The organism is Mastigocoleus sp. MO_188.B34 (genome assembly GCF_030065675.1).
Lineage (GTDB): Bacteria > Cyanobacteriota > Cyanobacteriia > Cyanobacteriales > Nostocaceae > Mastigocoleus.
Genome location: NZ_JASJDK010000110.1, coordinates 1 through 26,962, shown reverse-complemented (window position 1 = coordinate 26,962; position 26,962 = coordinate 1). Strand labels below are relative to the sequence as shown.

The following is a 26,962-nucleotide window of genomic DNA, read 5'->3' as shown; positions in this document are numbered from 1 at the left end:
GTAATGAGTAATGAGTAATGAGTAATGAGTAATGAGTAATGAGTAATGAGTAATGAGTAATGAGTAATGAGTAATGAGTAATGAGTAATGAGTAATGAGTAATGAGTAATGAGTAATGAGTAATGAGTAATGAAGCGTGTCAGCGTACCGGGTTGGACATGTCTAACGACAAATGCACGCGTATCAGACGTTAGCGCAGCAAAAAGCTTTACCGTCGTAGGCTTTAGGTATTGCGTTGCATAAATAATTGAGTACAAGGATTGTTAGGTTCGAATTACGCTGAAAGCTAACTGTGAAACACTAATCCTTGTCAAGGATAACTAGAATTATAATTTCTTCATATTATTGAGATAATAAACCACAAGTAACGACCAATGTCTGTAACTCCCCAACATCTAAGCGGTAACGAAATACGCTCTAAATTTTTGAGCTTCTACGCCCAAAGGGAACACCAACTTCTTCCCAGTGCTTCCCTGATACCAGAAGATCCTACAGTACTGCTGACGATCGCGGGGATGCTACCTTTTAAACCCATATTTCTCGGACAGCGCAAAGCCGAATTTCAACGAGCGACCACTTCCCAAAAGTGCATCCGGACTAACGACATCGAAAATGTTGGAGTAACTAAACGACACCACACATTTTTTGAAATGTTGGGTAATTTCAGTTTCGGGGATTATTTTAAGGAACAAGCGATCGCTTGGGGTTGGGAAATATCCACGGAGGTTTTTGGGTTACCTCCTGAACGACTCGCTGTCAGTGTTTTCCATGAAGATGATGAAGCCTACGCAATTTGGCGGGATAAAATTGGCGTCCCGGAAGCAAGAATTTTACGTTTAAATGAAGATAATTTTTGGGCTTCAGGTCCCACCGGTCCTTGCGGTCCTTGTTCGGAAATTTTTTATGATTTTCATCCAGAATTGGGCAATGAGAATATCGATTTGGATGATGATAGCCGGTTTATTGAATTTTATAATCTGGTGTTCATGCAGTATAACCGGGATGCAGATGGTAATTTAGCACCCCTTGCAAACCAGAACATTGATACCGGGATGGGTTTGGAACGAATGGCGCAAATTCTCCAAGGCGTTCCCAATAACTATGAAACCGATTTGATTTTTCCGATTATTAAAAAAGCAGGGGAAATTGCGGGAATTGACTACGCAGGATCCGATGAAAAAACTAAAACTTCATTAAAGGTTATTGGTGACCACATCCGTGCTGTTGTGCACATGATTACTGATGGTATCCGTGCTTCTAACGTCGGTAGAGGTTACGTATTAAGACGTTTAATCAGGCGGGTGGTACGTCATGGTAGACTAATTGGAATTGAAGGGGAATTTACTCTACAAGTCGCCGAAGCTGCGATTTCCCTTTCTGAAGATGCTTATCCCGACCTACGCAAGCGAGAAAATGCAATAAAAGCTGAATTAAAACGGGAAGAGTCACGTTTCCTCGATACATTAGAACGGGGTGAAAAACTACTTGCAGAAGTTATTGAAAAATTAAAGCAAGCAAACACAACCGTTATTAGCGGTGAAGATGCCTTTAAACTTTACGATACCTTCGGATTTCCCTTAGAGCTTACAGAAGAAATTGCCGCCGAACAAGGTTTGACCGTTGATATTGATGGTTTTGGCGTGGAAATGCAAAAACAAGTCGATCGCGCCAAAAGCGCCCATGAAACCATCGATTTAACTGTCCAAGGTTCCCTCGATAAACTTGCAGAACAAATTCATCCCACAGAATTTTTGGGTTATACCGAAGCAACTGCAACCTCCAAAATTGAAGCTTTACTGGTAAATGGAATTTCCCAAGAAGAAGCAGAAGCAGGAATGGAAGTCCAAATCGTTTTAGATCAGACTCCATTTTATGCCGAATCCGGCGGACAAATTGGCGATCGCGGTTATTTTTCCGGTGAAGACCTGTTAGTTAGAATTAACGACGTCAAAAAAGAATCGGATTTCTTTGTTCACTTTGGTAAAGTTGAACGGGGAACTCTGCGAGTAGAAGATAAGATTACCGCCCAAATTGACCGGAGTTGTCGTCGTCGCGCTCAAGCAAACCATAGCGCAACTCACCTACTGCAAGCAGCATTAAAGAAAGTTGTTGATGAAGGAATATCCCAAGCTGGTTCCTTGGTAGATTTCGACCGCTTACGCTTCGACTTTAACTGTCCTCGTGCTGTCACACCGGAAGAATTAGAACAGGTAGAAGCGACCATTAACACCTGGATCGCCGAAGCACATTCTGCTGTAATTGAAATTCTGCCCATTGATGATGCAAAAGCCAAAGGTGCAGTTGCAATGTTCGGGGAAAAGTACGGTGATGAAGTCCGCGTCATTGACTTTCCTGGGGTATCAATGGAATTATGCGGTGGAACCCATGTCAGTAATACCGCAGAAATCGGCGTATTTAAGATTATTTCCGAAGCTGGAATTTCTTCCGGTGTGAGAAGAATTGAAGCGGTTTCCGGTCCGGCAATCTTAGATTACTTAAATGTGCGGGATAATGTAGTCAAAGACTTAAGTGACAGATTTAAAGTCAAACCCGAAGAAATTCCCGACAGAATTACAACTCTGCAAACCGAACTCAAAAACGCCCAAAAAGAAGTTGATAACCTCAAAGGACAACTTGCGATCGCAAAATCCGACAGTTTGCTAGAAAAAGTTGAATCCGTCGCTGAATTTAAATACCTTGTCGCCAAAATGGAAGGGGTAGATCCAGAATCCTTAAAAACCGCAGCCGAACGTTTACAACAGAAAATTGGTAAAGGTGCAGCGGTAGTACTCGGTTCCACACCGGAAGCAGGAAAAGTCAGCTTAGTTGCTGCATTTTCACCCGAAGTGAATAAAAAAGGATTGCAAGCGGGTAAATTCATCGGTGCTGTAGCCAAAGTCTGCGGTGGTGGAGGTGGTGGACGTCCCAACTTAGCGCAAGCTGGTGGAAGGGATGCAAGTAAGTTACCCCAAGCTTTGGAAAAAGCTAAGGCTGATTTGCAAGCTATTTTGGGTTGATTTAGAGCTATTTTCAAGTAAATAGACCACGGGTAGAGACGCGCCATGGCGCGTCTCTACAAAGATTTTGGTTTTTGATGCGTGGTTCAAATAAATGATATCAAATCCGTTAGCATCGGAATTATATATTCTGTACGAACAAAGGTTCAGAGTTTTTTCAATCACCTTTTAAATCATTCCAAAGTAAACGGAAAGGATATGAAAACTACTGTAAATTAATTTTATATAAGTAGGGTGTGCTCGAGGTGCTAATCGTAGCGCACCTTAAATTTTTGGTGGGTTAGCAACGGATGGATTTAAGAAAATGATGGTTAGGCGATCGCGACCGCACATCCTGCTGGTATAGCAAGATTAAAATAGTGAATATATCCAGCAAATCATTTATTTGTAGAGCTTTAAGCAATATTCTCCGCTGGTTAAGCTATCTAATTCTACTACTTAGAAAAATGTCAAAAGTTTTAAATCAACATTATGTCCCTCAATCATATCTAAAAAACTTCAGTTCTGATGGAAAGAAGAAAATTTTTGTATTCGATAAATTCGAGCAAAAAAATTTTTCGAGCCATGTGAGAAATGTGGCTAGTGAACGTGGATTTTACGATTTTCCCGCAGATGTAACTTCAACAGAAGATATACAGATAATGGAACAATATTTTTCCGCTTTAGAAGATAAACAAAATAAATTCCTAAAACACCTTGAGAAAAAGATTCTAAAAAAAATCGATCGAAAGATAAATAAAATTTTGAAATCGGTGCTGAATCATAATGATAGAAATAAATATGATTCATCAGAAATTATTACAAAAAGTGAGAAACAAGATTTAGCTTCCATAGTTGCTATACAGTTTCTACGAACTAGAGAGTTTAGAAATTTTCTTATTGATATGCAGAAAGCAACAGAATCTATAAACGGTCAAATATTAGAACAGAAAGTACTCAATATTATTTCTGAATATGAACAAGCTTTCTCTATAAAGTTTACAGAACCATTAATTGATACTCTTAAAAAACAGATTCTGAATATTTCTAGCGAACAGATTGATTATTTATATAGTGATGGTTTACCTTTTGTACACGCTAAATTTATTCTGGACAACTGGGAAATTTGTGCAAAGCATTTACAGAATCACATCTGGATGATAGGCATAAATGATACGGGTAAACCATTATTCACATCAGATCATCCAGTCGCTCGGTATGCTCATCTAGATTCCAATGGTATTATCTCTGAAGGGATTGAGCTTACTTTTCCTCTCAACAGTAGAATAATCTTAATTATGCGAGACAAAAGATACTTTTATAGATGTATGGATGGGGATAATAAGCTTTTTCCACTCACTATCGATGATATTGAAAACTATAATAAATTACAAATATGTAACAGTAATCGGTTTGTCTTCTGCTCTGAAGATAGTTTTGAATTGGTCGAAAATATCTGCAAAAAATATCCGGGAGCCTGCTCAGAAGATAAAATTAGAGTTGAGACTAGCAAAATTTAATCACAATCTAAAGGACAGAATGAATAGTAGTTTTGTTGACTAAGTTACAAGTGGATATAAATATTTGCTCGCCTCCCTAACTAAGCATCCTCTAATAAACTAAAGTAGTAATTATTCAAACAGAGATAATTGAAGCACTTCCTGCGGTTCTCCAAGATTGAGATTAGACAAAGAAATTCCTAATAGCCGAATACTTCGATTCCCCAGTTCAATTGCTTCAAAAAGTGCGATCGCTTCAGCAATAATCTTATCCAAGCTATTGATATTATCCCCAAAAGTTCGAGAACGTGTAATTTGTTGATAATCCGAAAACTTTACTTTTAGTGTCAAAGTCCGACCCGAAGTTTGATTTTTATCTAAACGCTCTTTAAGTATCCGAGCGATTTGTTTAAGTTCCAGTAATATTAACTCTTTATCGCTCAAATCCTCAGCAAAAGAATTCTCAGCGCCAATTGATTTACGAATACGATTTGGTTCCACTGCACGCTCATCCCGCGCTCGAGCTATTTTATAGTAGTATTTCCCAACCTTACCAAACTGTTGCACCAAAAATTCAAGCGATCGCCCCTTTATATCGCAATACGGTTCAGTTAAGAATTTTTGTGAAAAAAATAGCACCGTAGAGACGCGCCATGGCGCGTCTCTACCAGGAAATGCAGGCTTATCTGAACCGTATTGCTTTATATCGGTCCCGGTACGAATCCCCAAATCATTCATTTTAGTAGCTGTAACTTTACCGATACCGTTGGTGCGTTACGCTATCGCTAACAGCACCCTACTGTTTGAAATAATCACCAATCACCAATTACCAATTACCCCCAAACCACCTAACCAGAAGTACCAATACTCTGCTTTTGCAACAATTGCTCTTTCTCCGCTTGTAACTGCTCCACAGTTCGTTGCAGGATTTGAATTGCACTGTACATTTCTATAGGGTCGAATATCCGCAATAAACTAGTCTGAGTTACAATTCCTAACCCTTTACCCCAATCCCAAGACACCACTAATCTTCTCACATGTCGCCGTTCCATTTCCTGATGAGCAGTCCATAAAGAATCTTCCGGAGCTAGCAAAAATAATGGAGTACTCATCACAGTTTTAGCTTGAATCGCGGCAAGATCCAATTGCAAGATTTGAAACTGCACAATATCTCTTTCGGTAATAATGCCTACAGGAATAGTCCCAACGTGGCTCAGATCGTATTCATCATCTTCTTCAGTAATGACAACACAACTCACTCGATGTTCTGCCATTAATTGGGCAATAGATAATACTGATGTCGTCATATTTGCATGAATGACATTAGTTGTCATTATATCTGCAACCCTTCTTAATTTTAGAAAATAATCTGGACGTAGGATTTTACGAATACTTTCAGGGGTAACTATACCAATAACCGCACCTTTATCATCCAAAATTGGTAGGTGACGAATCCGATAACGTCGAAATAAAAATAAGATTGCAAATATATCACTAAAGTCTTCTTGAGCAAGAGTCACTACCGGTGTCGTCATCACAGAAGCAATTTTTACTTCTTCAAAATCAGTAGCAGCAGCACTCAACCGGACAATGTCTCTTTCAGTAAAAATTCCTAATAACTCATCATCATTTTGCATTACCAGAACGCAACTTGAATTTGAGATATTTGAAGTTGATGCATCTAAATTCAGGAAATTTGGATCGTTATTATCCAGACTTTCATTATCATTAACGCCACCGTAATCACAAAATCGCTTTTGATTCATTAATGCGATCGCGTCAAGCAATAAAGTTTCTGGAGTTACTACCAAAAAATTACGTTCAATAACGTTTTCGACAACTTGTTGTGATAATTGCGGCGCTTCAAAGGTCATGATTTATCCAACTCGTTCAAACATGACTCCAACACACAAGTTTCTACTTGCAAGCATTGAACTCAATCTTTACTACACTAATCCTAACCATAGATTTTCCCATTCAACACACTTCATTTTGTTGAAGGGATGTTACAAAAAAATATTTTTATTATTGTGTCTATCTAGACATTAGTACGATCGAGGTTTATCATTAGGGATGTTACGCAAAAATACTTACAAGTATTGCATAACATAGGAAATCAAGCTAAATGGTATTTAGTTGTTAAATCTCATTTAAACTTTATTTACTTCTTGGGCAAATGCTTTCTTAACACCCGAAATTCTTGGAGTTTTACCATAAAGTCGGTCAAGCACCCGTTTGATAGAAATTCGTTTCCACTGATGACCACGTTTAGTGGTGTAGTTATTTTGGTTTAACCAATCAGCAATCTGTTGTAACGATTTTCCAGATTTATGGTGACGGCGTATCAGTTCAATTATTTCTTGTTCCTTCTCATTTACAACCAATTGTCCCTTAATTGATTGTTGACCGAAAGCAGGAGAACCATAGCCAGCATAGCCACCATTAGCAGCCTTAGTTTTTCTTCCCCGATCTAATCTTTTCCAAATTTCATTTTTTAATCGATCATTTGGTAATGCATTTGGTTCCATAGATATCAAAATTAAGATATTAATTTCGACCTTTAGATTATTCTAGCGATTGTTTAATAGTTGTTGTCAATATTAATCACAACTACCCAATTAAAAACTTTTTAGGAATAAATTAGAAATAAATTATGACTACAGTTACCCAAGTTGAAGAGAGTACTTTTGAAACCTTATTAGCTTCAGAAAAGTTAGTAGTTGTTGACTTTACCGCCAAGTGGTGCGGACCTTGTCGAAAAATTACTCCGTTTATGGAAGAAATTGCTAAAACTTATGAAGATAGTGTAGAAGTAGTTAAAGTGGATGTAGATCAAAGCAAGCCCCTTGCGAAAAAGTATACTATTCGTAGTATTCCAGCCGTGCTTTTTTTCAAAAATGGTGATGTAGTAGAAACTATTGTTGGGGTTCAACCATACGAAAAGTTTGTCAGTACCATTGATAAATTTATTTAAATACAGCACTACAGAATTAGGTTAGGACATTGATAAATGCTCAAACTTTTGACTTCTAACTTTTGAATTTTGAATTTTGTTAGCAAAGCGTGTCCGCAGGACATATTTTGACTTGCGCATAGCGCATAGCCCAACTCTCCCTAGTTCATAATGTCCCAAATCTAACAGGGTAGTTGGTAAGCGGTAATTGGTATTTCCAATTACCTGTTACCAATTACCCATTATCTTTTGTTTTGATATCAAGATTGGACAATACCAACCGGACAAGCAACATTAGTTCCACCCAAACCACAGTAACCACCAGGATTTTTAGCTAGATACTGTTGATGGTAATCCTCCGCATAGTAAAATTCCGGCGCATCAAGAATTTCTGTGGTGATTTTACCGTATCCCGCCTCATTTAAAGCTTCTTGATAAGCTTCCTTTGATGCTTCTGCAAGTTTCTTCTGTTCTGGCGAGTATACATATACTCCTGAACGATATTGAGTACCTGTATCATTCCCTTGGCGCATTCCTTGGGTGGGGTTATGATTTTCCCAAAATACCTTTAATAATTCTGAATAACTAACTACTTGAGGATCGTATACAACCATGACCACTTCATTGTGACCTGTCATACCAGTACATACTTCTTGATAAGTGGGATTGGGAGTATATCCTGCAGCATAACCAACTGAGGTGCTATAAACTCCTTTCAGTTGCCAAAACTTACGTTCTGCACCCCAAAAGCATCCCATACCAAACATTGCCATTTCCATACCTTCTGGAAAAGGTGCCTTTAGAGGATTACTATTTACATAATGGCTGCTAGGTACGCGCATTACCTGAGTTCTTCCTGGTAAAGCCTCTTCTGGCTTGGGTAGGGTAGCTTTTTTTCCTAATCCAAATAATCCCATTGTTTTTAATTCTGATTTTTTGATAACTATCTTTACTTTAGTTAATATTGTAGAGAGTATTGGTTCTGTTTTCTTGCTCCCAATATTTACAAGTTTCCGTACAATCCAAAAAATGTAGAGATGTGTTAGTTATGCGGGGTCGCAAATTGCTAATACATCTCTACATCAGAATTAAAATTATTAGCGAGCAATACCAATCATCTATTTACTAGAACTGATGGTTTGCATAAAGACTTAATAACGATCGCGGAAATTATTGTTTCCTCGACCACCACCACCAAAGGAACCTCTATTATTTTCCCTAGGCTTAGCCTTATTTACCTTAATATCGCGTCCCATCCACTCAGCACCATCAAGAGCTTCAATAGCAGCCTCTTCTTCTGTTTCCGAACTCATTTCTACAAAAGCAAAGCCACGCATACGACCTGTTTCCCGATCTGTAGGTAAATGAACTCTTTTTACAGAACCGTATTCTGCAAAAACAGAACTCAAATCTTCTTCCGTTACTTGGTAAGAAATATTGCCTACATAAATTGACATTGATTGTCTCCAAAACCACAAGTTACCTAGAGATTCAGATTTCGGAGAAAAGTCTGTGAATACCAAGACAATAAAAACCCAGTAAATAAAAACAAACAGTGTCACCGAATTCTTTCACAAAGAAAGAGTAACACAAAAGTTAATTATTATAAATAGTTAATTATTGAAAAATAAGATAGAAAAAATGTTATGAAAAGTAACCTGTACATCATTTACCCAAATGTCAAATTCTATCACCCAATATTCATTATTACTTCTTATAAGTATCCCTAAATATTTAATATTGGTAAAGTCAATAAGTAGAAATGGAAAAACTGAACTAGAAAATTAATATTGACTTTATTTTAAGTATTTAAAACTTAATACTCAATACTATTTCACACTAATTCTGAACCAGTTATTTCAGCCTGCTCGAACTTAAGCTCATCAAATCTTGCTTAACATTTAAACTGCGAAAATTTTGGAAACTCATCATTCCAAAATCTTTGAACTAAAAAATTATTGAACTAAAATGTTATGCGCCCCAAAGGGGTCTTAAGTCCAGACAAGGATAATACAAGCGCCATAAGTTTACTATGAGCGGATATACCTAAAAGACTATAACACCCCCACTCGTATCAAAGATACAGGGGCGCACACTAGATTAATAGATTCCTACATCAAATATTTAACCAAGACAAAGATTAAAATTCCGACTGAGAAACATTAAGCTTAGTTGCTAGATTAGTTGTCTAGTTCCCGAAGTTAGTATTAGTAACGGTTGCGAAAATTATTGTTTCCTCTGTTACCACCAAAAGAACCTCTATTCTCTTTAGGTCTAGCCTTGTTTACCTTAATATCACGTCCCATCCATTCAGCACCGTCAAGAGCTTCAATAGCAGCAGCTTCCTCGGTTTCTGAAGACATTTCGACGAAAGCAAAACCGCGCACGCGACCTGTCTCACGATCAGTAGGAAGTTGAACTCGCTTTACAGAACCATATTCTGCAAAAACAGAATTCAAATCTTCCTCAGTTACCTGGTAGGAAAGGTTGCCTACATAAATTGACATTGATTGTCTCCAAAACCAAAAGTTGTGTAGAGATTCAGATTTCGGAGAAAAGTCTGTGAATACCAAGATGAAAAAAGCCCAGTAAATAAAAACAAACAGTGATCGCCGAATTCTTTATCACCCAAATCCTAACATAAAAGTTAACTATTAGAAATAAAAAGGGCAAAATCGTTACAAAAAGTTATTACACTGTTTGAGTAACTGGTAACACCTAATTATAACTTTTTGAAAATGGGTATCAAATGACAATACTTAGAAGGAAAATGAATACGCATACAATAATTATATTTAATTGGCATGACGAATTTGACCCCCAATTCTAGTTTTAGTTTAACTTTGCGTTTGCAGATTCCTAATCGTGTAGGGATGTTGGCATCTGTGACGCAGGCGATTGCAAAAAGTGGCGGTAATCTCGGTCAAATTGATTTAATCGAACAAAATCACCAGTTTTCAATTCGAGATCTAACTGTGGATGCTGGTAGTAGCGACCACACTGAAGAAATTGTACAGTCCCTTAAAGATTTAGAGGACATAACAATACTTAATGTTTATGACCGCACTTTTAATTTGCATCGCGGGGGCAAAATCAGTATTCATAGCCGGATTCATCTTAAAGGTATATCTGATTTGGCGATGGCTTATACTCCTGGAGTTGGTAGAATTTGTAATGCGATTGCCCAAAATCCAGAAGAGGTTTACAATCTCACAATCAAGCAACATACAGTAGCAATTGTTACCGACGGCAGCGCTGTACTGGGTTTGGGTAATTTGGGTCCGGAGGCTGCATTACCGGTAATGGAAGGCAAAGCAATGCTATTCAAAGAGTTTGGTGGTGTAGATGCTTTCCCCATTTGCTTAGCAACTCAAGATACCGAAGAGATTGTTCGCACAGTAAAGAATTTAGCTCCGGTATTCGGTGGGGTCAATTTAGAAGATATTGCTGCTCCTCGCTGTTTTGAAATTGAGACCTTGTTACGCCAAGAGTTAGATATTCCAATTTTTCACGACGATCAGCATGGTACAGCAATCGTTACTTTAGCGGCTTTGTTTAACGCTTTGAAATTGGTAAATAAGTCCATTGAGAAAATCCGGATTGTGATCAACGGTGCAGGAGCTGCAGGAGTCGCTGTAGCTAGACTACTGCGCAAAGCTGGAGCCCAAACAATATTAATGTGTGATTCCCAAGGTATTATTTCTACCAATCGTCAAAACCTCACGGAACAAAAGCGTGAATTTGCGGTTAAAGCACAGGGAACCCTAGCCGGAGCAATGCAGGGAACTGATGTATTTATTGGGGTTAGCGCTCCTGGAGTTTTGACTCCGGAAATGGTAGGTTCAATGACAAAAGATCCAATTGTGTTTGCCATGGCAAATCCAATTCCAGAAATTCAACCCGAACTGGTTAAGGATAAAGTTGCAGTAATGGCAACAGGTCGCAGCGATTATCCCAACCAAATTAATAACGTTCTCGCTTTCCCTGGGATATTTCGTGGCGCTTTAGATTGTCGTTGTTCCACCATTACTACCACAATGTACCTTGAAGCTGCTAGCGCGATCGCATCTTTGGTTCAACCTTCAGAACTGAACAAAGAACATATCATTCCTTCGGTATTTGACGAACGAGTTGCGCCTACAGTTGCTGCTGCGGTGCAGCGTGCTGCACGTCAAGAGGGTATAGCTGGCTGTTGATAAAACATATCTGCAGCAAATAAATGCGGGTTGGGAGTAAGCAAGCCTGATAGTGAAACCTTAAATGAGAGAGAGAAGTGTGGGAGGTGTGGGAAGTGTGGGGGGAAATCCCAAAAAATATAAAGGGGTTTTAAAAATTTAATTTGGTATTATGTACTTTAAAGACGTAGCAGTGCTACGTCTCTAAATTACTTAAACTCTTGGTTATAACCCCTTAAACACTCATTACATTCTTTCCAGACTTTACCTCTCGATAATGTGGGTCTAACCAGCAAAGAGGAAGTTCTTCTCCTGAAGGAAAAATTAGTTCTGATTTGAGGTAAGAACTTGGTTCTTGCATTTCTTCACCTGCGTGACTTTGTCCCATAATCTCTTTGCGACAAGGATCGTAAAGGTCTTGAAGTGTTAGTACTTCAATTAAGTTATTTGTTGATTTTTGTTGTACAAACATAGCAATACTCCACAATAGATTGCTAGGAAAAAGTTAGTAAATATCTTCAGTTTTCCGATATAAATTGATTTACGTTCGTGAAAGCTTGAATTTTAAGTTGAATGATTACATGAAGTTTGCAAATGGAATTATTTGGCTTCCATTTTCCTAAATCAAATATCATATATTTATGATAGATCGAATTAAATTACAGAAATTACGAATTTAACACTTTGAAAAGTATTTTTATCGCGATTATTTCGTAAACAATTTGCAAAATTCATATAACTTCTTGTCTTGGGTCTTCAATTGATTTGCTTGGTGTTAATTGTGGTTTATTATGCCAGAAAAACTTAGTTTGTTCTGTCATCAATGGTGAAGCTAAAACCCCTCCAAAACCAAATAGAGTCAGCACTAGAAATACTAAGACTCCAACTACAGGAATAAGAGTGATTACCCCGATAACAATTACTCCTAACAATAACTGTAATATTGGAGAAGTATTATTTTTTAATGCTTTTTCCCCCAGAAAAAGACTAATAGCATTGATTCCTACAAGTTCTACTAAACCTACAATCAAAGCTGCGATCGGAATTAAAAGATTTCCTAGTAAACTTCCACTAGTTAGAATGACTAACAGCAAGAAAGTGATCGCACCTCCCACACCCCAAGTAAAACTCTTAAGTGGTTTTCGGTTGATAATTATGCTAATACTTTGCATAAAACCAGGCATTATCAGCATTAAAGCCATACCAATAATGGCAACAGCAATCATAAATAAGCTATAAAACGCAGCACTGATTAGATATATATGTCCTAGTAGTCCCCAAAAACCCCACTGTCTCAGACCTTGGATAATATCAATATCACCTGTAACTGTGACAGCATTACCGCCAATCATCACATCTTTCTCTTGAGAAATTTCTCCCCCCACAGCAGTAACATCACCATCAACCTTTGCACCTGTTTTTAATGTCACGTCACCACCCACCGCTACCGCATCACCCGTGACATGTGCATTATTGGATATTGTTACTGAACCTGCGATCGCGGTTACATCCTTAACAACTTCATTCTCTGGAACGGTAATATCATTACCAAAACGAACAATATCCCGATTAGACACCGGACCTTGGGCTGCAACATTACCTGAAAGTAATACTATCAGTAGGGCTAATATGATAAGGATAACGATCCGAAACCTATAATTGATTGCCATGGAATTTCCCCTGATGGAAAACAGCATTTATCAAAGCCGTAATACATCGTGCCTCTAAGTTTTAGTTATAGGAAAAAATTTTGAGGAATTTGTGAGGTAATAAAACTTTAAAGCAGGCAAATTTACACAATCTGAAAAATCTACAAAAATTATTACTTTATCAATTAATCACAAACTCTCAATGATTCGGGAAGCATGACAGCTTAAAGCTTAGGAATGTAGATTAAATAAAGTACAAAAGTAGGGTGCTGTTAGCATCGCGTAACGCACCATTCCAAATTTCAGAGTTGCAGTTTATTAAATTCTCATTCCTTATAGCCAATCTTACGGAGAAAATCTTTACGAGCTTTGACATCTTCCGGAGATTCCACAGTTCGGGGAGAAAAACCATCCACAACTCCGATAATTCCTCGTCCTTGTTCCGTTTCTACAACAATTACTTCTACCGGATTAGCAGTAGCACAATAGATATTGCAAACCTCTGGAGATTGCTTGATGGCATTAAGAAAGTTTATCGGATAAGCATCTTTCATTAAAATGACAAAGCTATGTCCCGCAGCGATCGCTACTGCATTTTTCTGCGCAATTTCTTGTAAAGACTCATCATTTCCCGACACGCGAATTAAGCAAGGTCCCGATGCTTCGCAAAAAGCTAATCCAAATTTGACTTGCGACGAATTGGTGACCATCACCTCATGCAAATCTTCAACAGTTTTGATGAAATGGCTTTGACCGATAATAATATTACAGTCTTGGGGTATTTCGATTGCAACTATTTTGATTTCCATACACTTATTTTGTTTTTAGTTTTGGCGTTGCATAAATGAGGGATGAATTTAAAAAATTTATCCGGCTAGTCTAGCCCCCTAATTAAGCAACGCCTTAGTTTTATATTGAGAAAATAATGTGAGAAAATTGTGAATATGCAAGATTTACGTGTAAAGGTCAGTATTATTTGATAAATCTGGGACAATTTACATTTCCTCACAACTTCCTCAACTTTCATCTTTTAAACTTGAGTTAATCTGAGGCATTTCGAACCATGACCGCATATCAAGTTGCAGATCAAACCAAGTTAGGAAAAGTGGTTTCAGTTCGGGGTAGTATCATTGATGTCCAGTTCCCCAAACCTATACCGGAAATTTACAATCAGCTAAAAGCCGGTGAGAATGGCGAAATTATTATTGAAGTTATAACCCATGTTAATGCTGAGATTGTTAGAGGTATCGCTTTAACTCCAACCTCTGGCTTAGCTCGTGGTTCAATGGTCTTTAACACTGGACATTCATTGGAAGTACCTGTAGGAAAGCACTTGTTAGGCAGAATGTTCAATGTATTTGGAGATACGATTGATGGCAAAGAAAAAATCAATGATGGAGAGTGGCGTTCGATACATCAAGTCTCAGTACCATTGGTAGAGCAATCTACCAAGTCAGAAATTCTGGAGACCGGGATAAAAGTAATTGACGTACTTGCACCGTTAGAACGTGGTGGTAAAGCTGGATTATTCGGTGGTGCTGGTGTTGGCAAAACCGTTTTAATTACAGAAATGATTCACAATATAGTTAGTCAGCACTCGGGGATCAGTCTATTTTGCGGTATTGGCGAACGTAATCGAGAAGCAGAGGAACTTTACCGGGAAATGCAATCTACAGGTGTTTTAGATAACACTGTATTAATATTTGGTCAGATGAATGAGCCACCGGGAGCAAGATTTAGAGTCGGTCATGCAGCTTTAACAATGGCTGAGTATTTTCGAGATGATGCGAGACAAGATGTACTGCTTTTAATCGATAATATATTTCGGTTTATTCAGGCAGGGCAGGAAGTTTCTGGATTGATGGGACAGTTACCTTCTCGTGTGGGTTATCAACCAACTCTATCAACAGAATTAGCCCAATTAGAGGAAAGAATTAGTACAACAAATAAAGGTGCAATTACTTCCGTCCAAGCAGTTTATGTCCCGGCTGATGACTTTACCGATCCCGCAGCCGTTCACACTTTCGGTCATTTATCAGCATCCATTGTCTTGTCCCGCAAACGAGCTAGTGAAGGTTTTTATCCGGCAGTCGATCCCCTACGTTCCAGCTCTAAAATGCTAACGCCAAGCGTTGCAGGTAAGCGTCACTACGAAATTGCTCAAGCAGTTCGACAAACTCTGGCAAATTATGAAGATTTGAAAGATATTATTGCCATGCTGGGTATTGAAGAGTTATCGGTAAATGATAGGAAAACAGTTTATCGATCGCGAAGACTAGAGCGATTTTTAACTCAACCTTTCTTTTCCACGGAGCAGTTTATTGCCAAAAAAGGTAAATTGGTCAATTTATCAGCAGCATTAGATGGTTGCGAAAGAATTTTAAATGATGAGTTTTCAGAATATCCAGAAGCAGCACTTTATATGATTGGAGGAATTGATGAAGTTGGGGATGGGGCATAGAGAATTAGTGCAGCGTTCTGTTTCCTATAGATTTGAGGTAAGCATTGAGTTTGGGTAATAGTTCATCAGTTATTAATTTAAGTTTATTGGTCTGGTCTTTTGTTAATAGTTTTCTAACGTAGACTAATCTCAACCAACTAATTGTTTCCTACAAAGAACCTCTGGCAATTTTAACAAATCGGCGATTGTCTTGGTCGTTAAAACGTCCCCGACCCTCTGCAATATTTGCACACACGCTATCAGCAGACCTAACTATTTGCTTACCAACTAACTGTATTTTTCTCAAAGCTGTTCCAGGTTTTGGCAATACTCCAAACCTCATTAGCTAATTTTTCAGCTAATTTATAAACTTCCAAGTCTTCAAAATCAGGTTTTGCCAAACGATCTTTTCCAGCAATATTACTATGTAGTTTTATTATTCCCAATTGCCAATTTCAAAATCATAATTCCAAAATCATAAGTTCAAAATCATAAGTTCAAAATCATAAAACTAAAAAATTCCCATACTTATTATCCAATGCCCAATTCCCAGGAATGTTTATGAAACTCAAAGTATTGTTACCAACAGAAATTCTCATAGAAGAGGTAGTCAGCAAAATCACTGCTGAAGCAGAGAACGGCTCCTTTTGTATGTTACCCAATCACGTTGATTTTGTGGCTGGATTAGTTCCTGGACTTTTGTTTTTTGAACTGGAAGACGGAAAAGAAATATTTCTAGCCATAGACGAAGGGATCCTAGTTAAATGTGGTTCCCAAGTCTTGGTATCAGTCAGAAATGCAGTCAAAGGAAATGATTTAGAAACTTTGAAAAACACCGTTGCACAAGAGTTTCGTAGTTTGGACGAACGAGAGAAAATGACTCGTAGCGCCCTTGCCAAACTCGAAGCTAGTTTTGTGCGAGGTTTTCTGGAAGTCGGAGGGAAGTCATGAAAGACAAACCCCGTAAAACTTGGGAAAAATTTCAAAAGCAAGTCAGTACTAAATCAGAACGCAAACTGAAAGCACGAAAAGAAGGAAATCATGCTATTTGGTTTGGTTTAGGTATGTTTGGCATTATTGGTTGGTCGATTACAATTCCAACTTTGCTAGGAATTGCTTTAGGAATTTGGATTGATAGCCACTTTCCCAGCCCTTATTCCTGGACTTTGATGCTGCTGTTTGTTGGCGTCGTTCTTGGTTGTATGAATGCTTGGTATTGGATCGAACGGGAACGCTGCAACGATGACTGAATCGGTACAAATGCTTCCACTGCTAGTTTTATTGATGGGTCTAGCAATTACCATAGCTATATTTGCTAAAGCTTTATTGGGTAAAATTGGTATTCCTGCCTTAGTTGCTTATTTGACAGTTGGTTTTCTGTTAAAACTTGCAGATACACATTGGCATTTGCTCTCGCAAGAAGGGGAAGAAATTTTTGAGTTTTTGGCAGAAATTGGAATTATTTCATTGTTGTTTAGAGTTGGGTTAGAAAGTGATTTACTAGAACTATTAAACCAATTACCTAAGGCATGCGGTATTTTCATTGGCAATGTTGTATTTAGTGGTGCACTAGGCTTTATTACATCTTATTTCTTACTACACATCCCACTGACCCCCAGTTTATTTGTAGCCATTGCTTTGACTGCCACTAGTGTTGGTGTTGCTGTTGGGGTGTGGAATGAAGAAAATACAGTCCAATCTCAAGATGGTAAAATTCTCTTGGATGTAGCGGAGTTGGATGATATTGCCAGCGTCGTATTAATGGCACTGCTTTTTGCTGCAGCATCATCAATTCACAACGGTCATCAAATTTCCTTAATAAAGCTTATCGCTAAAACGTCAGGCATATTTTTTTTGAAAGCAATCCTATTTGCTGCTTTTTGCTTATTCTTTTCCCGCTACCTGGAAAAAAAATTGACTCGGTTTTTTAATCAAATCGAAAAACCTCCAGATCCGATGTTAGAGATAGTGGGAGTTGGTTTTATCATAGCTGCGATCGCTGAATTATTAGGATTTTCTGTCGCTATTGGGGCATTCTTTGCAGGACTTGTATTCAGTCGTGATGCCGAAGCCGTGAAAATAGACGCCTCTTTTGGAGCTTTGTATGAACTATTTACCCCGTTCTTTTTTATTGGTATTGGCTTAAAGGTCGATCCCAGTGCATTCAATACAGGTTTGAGACTCGGGTGTATTTTACTTATCGCGGCTATACTGGGTAAGCTAATTGGTGCAGGGATACCAGCTTTTTTTGCTACAGGTTGTACAGGGGCTGTACTCATAGGTAGTAGCATGATCCCCAGAGCGGAAATATGCATGATTGTCATGCAACGAGGATTGCAACTTGGTGATTGGGCAGTACCTCCAAATATATTTTCAGCAATGGTTTTTGTTTGTACAGCTACCAGCATCATTACACCAGTGCTATTACACTTCTTGTTCAAACAATTATCACCAGTTAAAGAGGGAAGTATTTCTTATGAGTAATTTTTTGGATATTTTCATATCGTTCCCACTGGGATTTTTCCTAGGAATTTTATATTTCAGTAGCCTGTGGTGGACAGTAAGACAACTACCAACAACTCAACAACCAATTCTTTTAATTTTAGGTAGTTTTATTGCTCGTTTGAGTATAGCTATTCTTGGCTTTTACTTGGTTATGGACGGACGTTGGGAAAGGTTAGTAATTGCTTTATTAGGCTTTGTTTTGGCAAGGAGTATGTTGATTCGGCGCTGGCGTCCCCGAGGTATTTCTAAGAAGTTAATAAATAATACTGATTATCCAATAATTTAACTGTTTAATTTAGCTTTGAAAAGGAGATAATATCTGTAAGACAATCTTTAAGGCGATGTTGTAAAATATTAATTCACAAAACTATTAATTCACAGGACCATTAATTCACAAAACTATTAATTCACAAAACTGCTCGCCTCATAAAATTAGTCCCGTTGTTCTCTTCAAGAATTACTTTTGGGAGTCCTAACTTAAAAATTATGACAAGTTAAAATTATGGCAAGCGATCTTGAAAAGATACTTAATCCTGACACTACCGTGTTATTTCAATGGGGAACAATTACTCTTAATGCCACAATTGTTTTTACCTGGGTGATCGGGACATTTTTAGTAGTGGTTTCTTGGTTGGTAACTCGTAACTTATCAGTAAAACCAAAAATACCGCGTTTGCAAAGTTTATTAGAAATAATTGTTGAGGGAATTGCTAATCAAATTCGTGAAGTAAGTCAACAAGAATCCCAAGAGTATATAGGTTTTATTGGTACTTTATTTCTGTTTATTGCTGTTTCCAATATCCTTGCCATTGTCCCTTTTTATCAGCCACCAACGGGTTCTCTTTCGACAACAACGGCTTTGGCATTGTGTGTATTTATTGCTGTACCATTCTTTGGAATTATGAAACGTGGCGCAATTGGTTATTTAAAAAATTACATCCAACCCACGCCTTTTATGCTCCCATTCAATATTATTGGCGAGTTTTCCCGAACTTTGGCATTAGCTGTCCGACTCTTTGGCAACATTATGAGTGGTAGTATGCTTGCTGCGATTCTTTTATCCTTCGTACCTTTTTTTGTTCCCATTCCTATCCAAGCATTAGGCTTATTAATAGGGGTAATTCAGGCATATGTTTTTGCCATGCTGGCAATGGTATATATTGCTTCTGCCACTACAACTCAGCGACAGAATAGATAACTTGGGACTGGGGTATTAGGAACTAATAACTAACTGTTAACTGTAGCCCCTAAGAGCGTGGCGTTAGCCATAAACTGTTAACTGACAACTGACAACTGGTAACTTAAATATGGATAATCTTGGTTTGATTGGTATGGCATCGATTGTTACTGCTGGTTTAACAATTGCGATCGGTTCTATTGCACCTGCTTTGGGAGAAGGGATGGCAGTTGCTAGGGCTTTGGGTGCGATCGCTCAACAACCAGATAAAGCTAATGTCATTACCCGTACCCTGTTTGTAGGATTAGCAATGATTGAGTCTACTGCAATTTATTGCTTTGTAGTTACAATGATTCTTCTATTCGTAAATCCCTTCTGGAATCACTTTAAGGGAGGGTAATGATGCTAATTGACTTTAATACAGTTATTGCCCAGATTATTAATTTTCTAATTTTATTTATTTTACTTTGGCGTTTTTTGTATAAACCCATACTTCAGACTATCAAAAAACGCCAAGCCATGATTGATGAACGCTGGGAGAATGCTGAGGTTGCTCAAGAAAAGGCACAAAGAGAAGCTACTTTATATCGACAACAGCAAAAAGAACTGCAACAACAGCAAGAAGCCATCATGATACAAGCACACCAAGAAGTAGAGCAGGAGCGCCAAAAGCTTTTGATCCAAGCACGTTGTGAAGTAGAACAAATGGAGACAAAATGGAAGGATGCACTAGCACAAGAAAAAAATAATTTTCTACTTGCTTTACGGCAACAGGTACTAGGAGAAACTAACAGAATTGTTCGTCTTGCTCTCCGAGATTTAGCCAATGCAGACTTAGAAGAACAAATAGTTACGATCTTTTGTCAACGTCTACAGCAAACAGATAAACTCCAATGGCAAGAAATTGCTCAATCTCTTTCAAACTATAATCAACCAATTGTGATTAGTAGCAGTTTTGAAATGCCTTTTACAAGTCGGCAAAAGGTAAGAGAAACTTTAAATTTAGTATTGCAAAACGCTGGTTTTATGCCTCCAAAGGATGGTGTATCAAACGAAAATCTATTCAAGTTTACAACTTTGCCCGCTTTAATTTGTGGCGTTCAAGTCAATTTAGCAGGATATGAAATTGCCTGGAATTTGGATGATTATTTGCAGATATTAGAAGAACGTTTATCGGCAACTTTTAAATAAATAGGTATGGGAATTTAGATCGGGTACTAACTAATCACCACAATTGAGGTGAAAAATGGAACATAATACTAAGTCCTTGCAAACAGTTATAAATGATACATCTGAAGCCTTCCAACAGGTATTAAATAGTTACCATGCCCAAATTAATATCCGCGAAATTGGCATAGTCAAGTCTGTGGGGCGAAGTATCGCTCATCTGTCGGGTTTACCAGGTGTTAGGGCTGATGAACTGCTTTATTTCTCAAAACCTGGGATGAAAACACCTCTATTAGGAATTGCCTTTAATCTTGATTCTGATCGAGTTGGCGCGATTGTATTGGGAGAAAGCAAGCATATCGAAGCAGGTAGCCAAGTTTACCGGACTGGTAGAGTTATGGATGTACCTGTAGGAGAACAACTCCTAGGTCGAGTTATCAATGTCATGGGTTCTTCGTTGGATGAGAAGGGAACTATTGAAACTACAGAACGCCGTCCTGTAGAGCGAGAAGCACCGCCAATTATCAATCGTGCACCAGTGACAGTACCATTACAAACTGGTTTAAAGGTTGTAGATGCTTTGATCCCCATTGGTAGAGGTCAGCGAGAATTAATTGTAGGAGATAGACAAACCGGAAAAACTGCGATTGCTTTAGACACTATCATTAACCAAAAAGATAAAGATGTTATTTGTGTTTACTGCGCTATTGGTCAACGTTCCTCAGCAGTCGCAAAAGTAATCGCTACTTTGCGCGAACAAGGGGCAATGGAATACACCACCGTGGTGGTTGCTTCCGGAGAAGACTCACCTGGATTGCAGTACATCACTCCTTATGGAGCAACCACAATGGCAGAATACTTTATGGAAAAAGGGCATGATGTTTTAATCGTATATGACAATCTAACTTGTCATGCACGAGCATACAGAGAACTCTCACTTTTACTACGTCGTCCTCCTGGTAGGGAAGCTTATCCCGGAGATATCTTCTATATTCATTCTCGCCTATTAGAGCGATCTACCCATTTACGTCCAGAATTAGGTGGGGGTTCTTTAACTGCACTACCAATCGTAGAAACACAAGCACAGAACATTTCTGCATATATCCCTACTAACTTGATTTCGATTACAGATGGTCAAATATATCTCTCCCCCGACCTATTTCAAAAAGCCATTTTCCCCGCTATTGATGTAGGTAAATCAGTTTCGCGAGTTGGTGGTAAAACTCAATTAAGCGCTTATAGTGCTGTCGCTGGAGATCTAAGACTTTCTTATTCCCAATTCCAAGAAGTCGAAGTTTTCGCTCGTTTTGGTACACAATTAGATGAACAAACGAAAGCTACTCTGAATCGAGGACGGCGCGTCCGGGAAATACTTAAACAACAGCAGTCACAACCTTTACCCGTAGTCGAACAAATAGTTGTTCTCTTGGCTGTAACTAGTGGTTTTTTCGACTCAGTACCTTTAGACAAAATTGACGAAAATAGTAAAATATTATCCCAAGCTGTTAGAAAAAACTTACCTCAAGTATGCAAAAACATTGAAATGGGCAAAAAGTTAAGCGAGCGAGAATGTCAGGCAATTTTGACAATAGCAAGCCGAGAAATTAAGGAGTAAAATTTGCAATGAATGTTCCTTTCTTAAGTAATATTTCTTTATTAAAAAAGCTCCCTTTTCTAAGTCGGTCAAATACACCTTATTGGATAAAAATTACGACCAATATACCTAAATGTACTTACTATTTTGGTCCTTTTGAAAGCAGTAAAGAAGCAGAAGTTTATGAAGATGGGTATATAGAAGATTTAGTTCAAGAAAAAGCTTTAGGAATCTCTGTTGAAACCAAACAATTTCAACCAGAATATCTAACTATTTGTGAGGACGAATAGAACTAGAATGTAGTTTTGTTAAAATTTAAAGGGGGAAGGAGAAAATAGCTTGATACGAAGCTTTTCCCCTAAAATCTATACGCATGTGACATAAAACATTTTAACCTTTGTAAACTTAGCAACTCGATCTACTAAAAAATCTTAGATAAGTTTATTTTTGCTTTATCATTAATAGCTAATAGTTATTTTTTGCTAATATATATAATATAAAGGATAAATATATCCAATATTGCTGTAAAAAAAATCAGGAAAGAAACATATTACCAAGTTAGGAGATCGAGATGATGCAAAATAAATTATCTCAACAACCTCCTCCATCAACAACAAATGGCGTGCCCGAAATCATCGAGGATCCTTGGGAAGAGAATCAATCTACAAATGCAGTGGAACTAAAAACAGAAGGTTGGCAAGCATCTGTGGATATTCACCCCTTAATTTGTGGTGAAGAAAGACCAGATAGGATCGCTCTACCTAAAGCTGAAACAAGTAAAATTAGCCCCATACAAGTATTAATTGAAGATGGGCTAAAAATTAAAGCCTATGATGGTGGAATCCTCAAAGAATACCTTAAGGAAGCTTTAGGTCTACTGTCTTGGATGCTAAAATTACCGCCAGAATATGCTAGTTGAGGAAGAGATTGTATTTACGAGCAAAATCTAGAGGGGTGCATTCTCTGCACCCCTGATATCGTTTAGTTTAAAAAAAGTCCTACGGGCTTGGGAAAAGATAGGGGAGAAAAGTGTAGATTCTCATTCTTCCTAAAGCCTTTTTTGTATAGCGCTTTTCATTTGAATAAAGTACATTTAAAGTCTCCATCCTGTAGAGATGGGAGATGTCACATCTCTACAGGATGTAATGCAATCAATTACAAACCGCTACATGTTAGCATCTTCCCTTCTTGTGATAAATAAGCCAATACAGTTCAGTTAAGACTTTAAACAAAAACATTGTAGAGACGCGACAGAGCCTGCGGCGTCGGCGTTAGCCTCTGTCGCGTCTCTACGAAGAAATTTAGGCTTATCTGAACCGTATTGATAAATAAGCTGGTTATTTTTAAAGCTGAGCTAACCCATGCTTAGTACAATAAATCTCATTAATGTGTTCTTGGAAATTAGACCGACGATGAACTAAGCGATATGCACCAGTGCTTTGGCGTTGAATGATAAATGGACAGCCAGGTACCACAGGACTATCAGTTATAGAACGGTTCTCATCTCTAGCAACCAAGGTTTTTTGAATGGAATCTTTATGAACGCGATCAAATTTGTCGCGAGCACGTTTCAATGCTTTTAACGTTCCTTCGTATCCCGACGGATCGTCTTCGTAGATTTCGGGGCTGCTTGCTAACAAGAAAGCATTCCAATTTTGATCCATTACCAAGGTACTACCACCATAGACTGTAAATGGCACCATTTCACCAGTGTACCAGTCTCTAACTAATTGGGTAACTTCATAAGTGTACTCTAGATAATGTTCAGTAATTGTTTTAACTTCCAGTGAAGAACCGGATTTTACTTTATCGATTCTCCTATTCGTAGTAATTAAACGAGGATTAATTACACGTAATGCACCAGGAGGAATCCGCAACTCTTCAGCATATTTCATAATTACAAAAGAGAGAGTTTGCTGACTAGCATGTTCCAAATCTTGGAAAGCATAACCAATATCCGGAGCTTTCAAGCTAAGACGTTCGTTCCACAGTTCTCTCTTCTGGAATACTTCTTTGGCAATATCGCGCAGTTTACTATCATCTTTGTAAACTTGTGCATCTGCTTCATAAATTAGCCGTGCCATCATCGGCATTGATAGACTGTTAGGAGGGGTATAGTGAAGGGCACGGAGTACCATACCCTTAATCCATCGAGTAGCTTGTAATAAAGCAGCGACAAACTCTGCAAAACCATCAAAGGTGTCTGGAAAACCATCTGGGTGATTTAGCTTAACCATCCTTTCCATGATTTCGTAAATGGCTGCTGTCCATACTTTTGAACGAGCATGAGCCTGTTTAGGAGCGTTATTATAACTTGCTCCTTCTAAGGCTGAACGTATATAGGGAATACCCACACCAAATATACCAATACCAAATTCTTCTCCTAGGCGCGTAATAAGACTTGGATGTCTCATATCACCACCGGTTTCTCTATATAAATGTTCAATCACGCTAGGATATTGCAATGCTGAAAACATTGATAGTAGATCGGCAAAGGATTCATGTAGTGCCGGTGTATCTTTGTCAGGGCTATAAACATATAGAGGTCGAAAGCTATCGAAAATAGCATGTCCTAGCTCATGGGCAACAATATCATGGGAAAGGCAAGTCCAAACTGGAGTCCTGCGGAAAGGAGAATCAAAATAACCAAAATTCAGGGATGGTGATATTGGATCGTAGTAAGCATTCATACCCCTAAACGCATGGGGACGTATAACTAAAGGAGCACCATCTTTCCAATTGAAACCATGACCTATTTCTTCCTCAATCAAATCCAGTGCACTGTTTACTACAGCAAATACATTTACTTGATGAAATTGGGGATTATCACTTAACCCTTCCTTTTTAAACCTTTCTATGGAGAGATCTGACTCTTTTGCCCAATTCAGAGCAGGAAATATTGGATAACCATATTCATTGGTGTCTCGAACCACAAACCGACTCGATCCAGTGAGAGAAAGATAATCCTTTTCTAAAGGGAATTTATAGTTACCAGTAAGCTTATCGAGACTGGGATCTTGCAAGAACATTCCTATTTTTTTGGTCAAGCCATTTTTCTGATTGGTTGTTGTGTGAATTTCTGTCATATCTTCAACCCTTTAATATCGGAAATAGTTTGGAAAAATCACAGATTTATATCATTTACTGTGACTTTTTTTGTAGTAAAACACTCTATAAGCCAATAAATTGACTATACTTTTAAGCTATAAAATAAATGTGAGAAACTTGTGAGTAAAAATGTTTTTTTCTAAAAAATAAAAAACAAACAAATTCTCTAATAATATAGAGAATAAAACGAAAAACTATTATTTTCCTAAAAAAACATAGTTATATTCACAAACACAAAAATCTTTGTTTGACTGCTTAATAGTATTACCATATAACCATAGTCAACTAAGGTGCCATCCATCTTAGAAGTCTTAAAAATAAAACTTTTCCATAAAAAATAAAGGAACTAATATGCAAAGTTTGGAAGCATTGACAGCACAAATTGACAGCATCAAAGATTTGCAATCTGTGGTTAAAACCATGAAAGCATTGGCTATTGTAAGTATTCGCCAATATGAGACAGCTGTAACGGCGCTGGCAGACTATAATCGCACGGTCGAAATGGGATTACAAGTTTTACTTCGCCATCGTTACTTAAGCGAACAACCTGTTATGCTCCCTAGCAATGTGGCTGACCACAAATCAAATCGAAAGGTGGGTGTAGTAATTTTTGGCTCAGACCACGGCCTATGCGGTCAATTTAACGAACAAATAGTATCCTACACTCTCAAACAACTCAAAGAACTGCAGATCGAACCAGAAAAATGTGCGATCGCAGCGGTTGGTGGGCGCTTAATTCCTTACCTAGAAGCAGCGAAACAAAGAATTGATATGCAATTTTCTTTACCCAATTCTGTTGTAGGCATCACATCAATGGTTCAAGAGATATTATTAATGATTGAAAGCTGGAGATTTCCCCAAGAAGATAAGCTAACCTCCTCGAAGGATGGGGACTCTGTGGTTTTACCCGTGGATAAAATTATTCTTTTTTATAATAAATCCTTTTCTGCTGTGTCCTATCGTCCTCAAAATTTGCAACTTTTACCCATGAATGCTGAATGGTTGCAGAGTTTAGAACAGAAACCATGGTATTCAGAAGGTCTACCAATGTTTACAATGAATTGGAATGAATTATTTTCGTCTATAATCCGTCAATATCTTTTTGTTTCTTTGTATCAAGCGTTTGCAGAATCATTAGCTAGCGAAAATGCTAGTCGTGTAGCATCCATGCAAGCGGCGCAAAAAAATATTGAAGAACGCTTAACAGAACTCAATTCTGAATATCGTCATCAACGTCAAAGCTCTATTACATCTGAACTGCTTGACATTGTATCTGGTTTTGAAGCTTTGAATCAAGATAATCAGTAAAATTTCACTAAAAATAATCTCAGAATTATATGTTGACGTGCCTGGACTTATACCCACTATCACTAATGTTAAGCTAAGAGAAGTCAAGTTATACAATTAAAACGAAATAGCAATCTCCGCTTTTGTTGTATACTTATCTCTAGCAATGAAGTTATAAAAATAAACTGCAAAAATAGTTTTGTAGAGATGCAGAATACCACATCTCTACAGCTAAGTTTGTACTTTTAATTTAGATACTTGATGTTAACAATCAATAAAAGCACAAATTTAAGATTTCATTTATTACTATTCCTAGTATTTGTTAAACAAAAGCAAATCCAGGACCAGAAATAGTCAAATCAGGGGAAACATTTTGCAAAATAGCGATAACTTCGCCCCGATCTGTGACAGG

Annotated in this window: 27 protein-coding genes; 16 read left to right on the top strand and 11 right to left on the bottom strand. The window is 37.9% G+C overall.

What is annotated here, in order from left to right:
• Nucleotides 1-374: 374 nt before the first annotated feature.
• Together alaS and QNJ50_RS21750 are read left to right on the top strand one after the other, a co-directional pair.
• Nucleotides 375-3,017, top strand: coding sequence for an alanine--tRNA ligase (gene alaS / locus QNJ50_RS21755; RefSeq protein WP_300639347.1), 2,643 nt, complete (start codon nucleotides 375-377; stop codon nucleotides 3,015-3,017).
• Between the two features lie 446 nt (nucleotides 3,018-3,463).
• The gene (locus QNJ50_RS21750; protein ID WP_300639345.1) at nucleotides 3,464-4,516 is read left to right on the top strand and encodes a DUF4238 domain-containing protein; all 1,053 of its coding nucleotides are present in this window, start codon (nucleotides 3,464-3,466) and stop codon (nucleotides 4,514-4,516) included.
• A 111-nt stretch (nucleotides 4,517-4,627) separates the two neighbouring features.
• Here QNJ50_RS21750 and QNJ50_RS21745 read toward each other — a convergent pair whose 3' ends face one another.
• The 3 genes from QNJ50_RS21745 to QNJ50_RS21735 all read right to left on the bottom strand — a co-directional run bounded on the left by QNJ50_RS21745 (nucleotide 4,628) and on the right by QNJ50_RS21735 (nucleotide 7,023).
• Nucleotides 4,628-5,233, bottom strand: a complete 606-nt coding sequence (locus tag QNJ50_RS21745; RefSeq protein ID WP_300639342.1) for a hypothetical protein — start codon at nucleotides 5,231-5,233, stop codon at nucleotides 4,628-4,630.
• A 110-nt stretch (nucleotides 5,234-5,343) separates the two neighbouring features.
• On the bottom strand, nucleotides 5,344-6,369 hold the full coding sequence (locus QNJ50_RS21740; RefSeq protein ID WP_300639339.1) for a CBS domain-containing protein: 1,026 nt from the start codon (nucleotides 6,367-6,369) through the stop codon (nucleotides 5,344-5,346).
• A gap of 276 nt (nucleotides 6,370-6,645) precedes the next feature.
• Nucleotides 6,646-7,023 carry a recombinase family protein gene (locus tag QNJ50_RS21735; RefSeq protein ID WP_300639337.1) on the bottom strand — a complete coding sequence of 126 codons (378 nt, stop codon included), beginning with the start codon at nucleotides 7,021-7,023 and terminating at the stop codon, nucleotides 6,646-6,648.
• A gap of 125 nt (nucleotides 7,024-7,148) precedes the next feature.
• Here QNJ50_RS21735 and trxA point away from each other — a divergent pair, with 125 nt between their 5' ends.
• A complete protein-coding gene (gene trxA / locus QNJ50_RS21730; RefSeq protein WP_300639334.1) occupies nucleotides 7,149-7,469 on the top strand; it encodes a thioredoxin in 321 nt (106 codons plus the stop codon).
• A gap of 239 nt (nucleotides 7,470-7,708) precedes the next feature.
• On the opposite strand, the gene msrA is transcribed toward trxA, so the two are convergent.
• From msrA to QNJ50_RS21715, 3 genes are all read right to left on the bottom strand, one after another.
• The gene (gene msrA, locus QNJ50_RS21725) at nucleotides 7,709-8,365 is read right to left on the bottom strand and encodes a peptide-methionine (S)-S-oxide reductase MsrA (RefSeq protein ID WP_300639332.1); all 657 of its coding nucleotides are present in this window, start codon (nucleotides 8,363-8,365) and stop codon (nucleotides 7,709-7,711) included.
• A 234-nt stretch (nucleotides 8,366-8,599) separates the two neighbouring features.
• Nucleotides 8,600-8,905, bottom strand: coding sequence for an RNA-binding protein (locus tag QNJ50_RS21720; protein ID WP_300639329.1), 306 nt, complete (start codon nucleotides 8,903-8,905; stop codon nucleotides 8,600-8,602).
• A 750-nt stretch (nucleotides 8,906-9,655) separates the two neighbouring features.
• Complete coding sequence (locus QNJ50_RS21715; protein ID WP_300639326.1) at nucleotides 9,656-9,955, bottom strand: RNA-binding protein; 300 nt, start codon at nucleotides 9,953-9,955, stop codon at nucleotides 9,656-9,658.
• 297 nt (nucleotides 9,956-10,252) lie between these two features.
• Between QNJ50_RS21715 and QNJ50_RS21710 the strand changes: the two genes are divergently transcribed.
• Entirely contained in the window at nucleotides 10,253-11,644 is a 1,392-nt protein-coding gene (locus QNJ50_RS21710) for a malic enzyme-like NAD(P)-binding protein (protein ID WP_300639323.1), read from the top strand.
• Between the two features lie 214 nt (nucleotides 11,645-11,858).
• On the opposite strand, the gene QNJ50_RS21705 is transcribed toward QNJ50_RS21710, so the two are convergent.
• The 3 genes from QNJ50_RS21705 to QNJ50_RS21695 all read right to left on the bottom strand — a co-directional run bounded on the left by QNJ50_RS21705 (nucleotide 11,859) and on the right by QNJ50_RS21695 (nucleotide 14,081).
• Entirely contained in the window at nucleotides 11,859-12,095 is a 237-nt protein-coding gene (locus QNJ50_RS21705) for an acetyltransferase (protein ID WP_300639320.1), read from the bottom strand.
• A gap of 259 nt (nucleotides 12,096-12,354) precedes the next feature.
• Nucleotides 12,355-13,293: a hypothetical protein gene (locus QNJ50_RS21700; RefSeq protein WP_300639318.1), complete on the bottom strand. Its 939-nt coding sequence runs from the start codon at nucleotides 13,291-13,293 to the stop codon at nucleotides 12,355-12,357.
• A 305-nt stretch (nucleotides 13,294-13,598) separates the two neighbouring features.
• Nucleotides 13,599-14,081, bottom strand: coding sequence for an adenosine-specific kinase (locus QNJ50_RS21695; RefSeq protein WP_300639315.1), 483 nt, complete (start codon nucleotides 14,079-14,081; stop codon nucleotides 13,599-13,601).
• A gap of 254 nt (nucleotides 14,082-14,335) precedes the next feature.
• On the opposite strand from QNJ50_RS21695, the gene atpD reads away from it, so the two are divergent.
• Nucleotides 14,336-15,733 carry a F0F1 ATP synthase subunit beta gene (atpD, locus tag QNJ50_RS21690; protein ID WP_300639312.1) on the top strand — a complete coding sequence of 466 codons (1,398 nt, stop codon included), beginning with the start codon at nucleotides 14,336-14,338 and terminating at the stop codon, nucleotides 15,731-15,733.
• Between the two features lie 148 nt (nucleotides 15,734-15,881).
• On the opposite strand, the gene QNJ50_RS28625 is transcribed toward atpD, so the two are convergent.
• On the bottom strand, nucleotides 15,882-16,055 hold the full coding sequence (locus QNJ50_RS28625) for a four helix bundle protein (RefSeq protein ID WP_366914315.1): 174 nt from the start codon (nucleotides 16,053-16,055) through the stop codon (nucleotides 15,882-15,884).
• Between the two features lie 218 nt (nucleotides 16,056-16,273).
• Here QNJ50_RS28625 and QNJ50_RS21680 point away from each other — a divergent pair, with 218 nt between their 5' ends.
• From QNJ50_RS21680 to QNJ50_RS21635, 10 genes are all read left to right on the top strand, one after another.
• Nucleotides 16,274-16,663, top strand: coding sequence for a F0F1 ATP synthase subunit epsilon (locus QNJ50_RS21680; protein WP_300639309.1), 390 nt, complete (start codon nucleotides 16,274-16,276; stop codon nucleotides 16,661-16,663).
• Nucleotides 16,660-16,962, top strand: coding sequence for an AtpZ/AtpI family protein (locus QNJ50_RS21675; RefSeq protein WP_300639306.1), 303 nt, complete (start codon nucleotides 16,660-16,662; stop codon nucleotides 16,960-16,962). Before QNJ50_RS21680 ends, QNJ50_RS21675 begins: the two co-directional genes overlap by 4 nt.
• Nucleotides 16,955-18,196 (top strand): cation:proton antiporter, encoded by a 1,242-nt coding sequence (locus QNJ50_RS21670; protein WP_300639303.1) that lies wholly within the window; start codon nucleotides 16,955-16,957, stop codon nucleotides 18,194-18,196. Before QNJ50_RS21675 ends, QNJ50_RS21670 begins: the two co-directional genes overlap by 8 nt.
• A complete protein-coding gene (locus QNJ50_RS21665) occupies nucleotides 18,189-18,503 on the top strand; it encodes an ATP synthase subunit I (RefSeq protein WP_300639300.1) in 315 nt (104 codons plus the stop codon). The genes QNJ50_RS21670 and QNJ50_RS21665 overlap by 8 nt, the downstream gene beginning before the upstream one ends.
• 216 nt (nucleotides 18,504-18,719) lie before the next feature.
• Entirely contained in the window at nucleotides 18,720-19,415 is a 696-nt protein-coding gene (locus QNJ50_RS21660; RefSeq protein ID WP_300639297.1) for a F0F1 ATP synthase subunit A, read from the top strand.
• Between the two features lie 109 nt (nucleotides 19,416-19,524).
• Nucleotides 19,525-19,794, top strand: coding sequence for a F0F1 ATP synthase subunit C (locus tag QNJ50_RS21655; protein WP_027842635.1), 270 nt, complete (start codon nucleotides 19,525-19,527; stop codon nucleotides 19,792-19,794).
• Nucleotides 19,794-20,585, top strand: a complete 792-nt coding sequence (locus QNJ50_RS21650) for a F0F1 ATP synthase subunit B (RefSeq protein ID WP_300639292.1) — start codon at nucleotides 19,794-19,796, stop codon at nucleotides 20,583-20,585. Before QNJ50_RS21655 ends, QNJ50_RS21650 begins: the two co-directional genes overlap by 1 nt.
• A 55-nt stretch (nucleotides 20,586-20,640) precedes the next feature.
• A complete protein-coding gene (locus tag QNJ50_RS21645) occupies nucleotides 20,641-22,176 on the top strand; it encodes an alternate F1F0 ATPase, F1 subunit alpha (RefSeq protein ID WP_300639289.1) in 1,536 nt (511 codons plus the stop codon).
• Between the two features lie 8 nt (nucleotides 22,177-22,184).
• A complete protein-coding gene (locus tag QNJ50_RS21640; protein ID WP_300639286.1) occupies nucleotides 22,185-22,445 on the top strand; it encodes a DUF1816 domain-containing protein in 261 nt (86 codons plus the stop codon).
• A 281-nt stretch (nucleotides 22,446-22,726) separates the two neighbouring features.
• On the top strand, nucleotides 22,727-23,074 hold the full coding sequence (locus tag QNJ50_RS21635; RefSeq protein WP_300639283.1) for a hypothetical protein: 348 nt from the start codon (nucleotides 22,727-22,729) through the stop codon (nucleotides 23,072-23,074).
• Nucleotides 23,075-23,498: 424 nt separating this feature from the next.
• On the opposite strand, the gene QNJ50_RS21630 is transcribed toward QNJ50_RS21635, so the two are convergent.
• Nucleotides 23,499-25,241 carry a hypothetical protein gene (locus QNJ50_RS21630; RefSeq protein WP_300639280.1) on the bottom strand — a complete coding sequence of 581 codons (1,743 nt, stop codon included), beginning with the start codon at nucleotides 25,239-25,241 and terminating at the stop codon, nucleotides 23,499-23,501.
• Between the two features lie 373 nt (nucleotides 25,242-25,614).
• Between QNJ50_RS21630 and QNJ50_RS21625 the strand changes: the two genes are divergently transcribed.
• A complete protein-coding gene (locus tag QNJ50_RS21625) occupies nucleotides 25,615-26,571 on the top strand; it encodes a F0F1 ATP synthase subunit gamma (protein ID WP_300639277.1) in 957 nt (318 codons plus the stop codon).
• Nucleotides 26,572-26,962 lie beyond the last annotated feature (391 nt).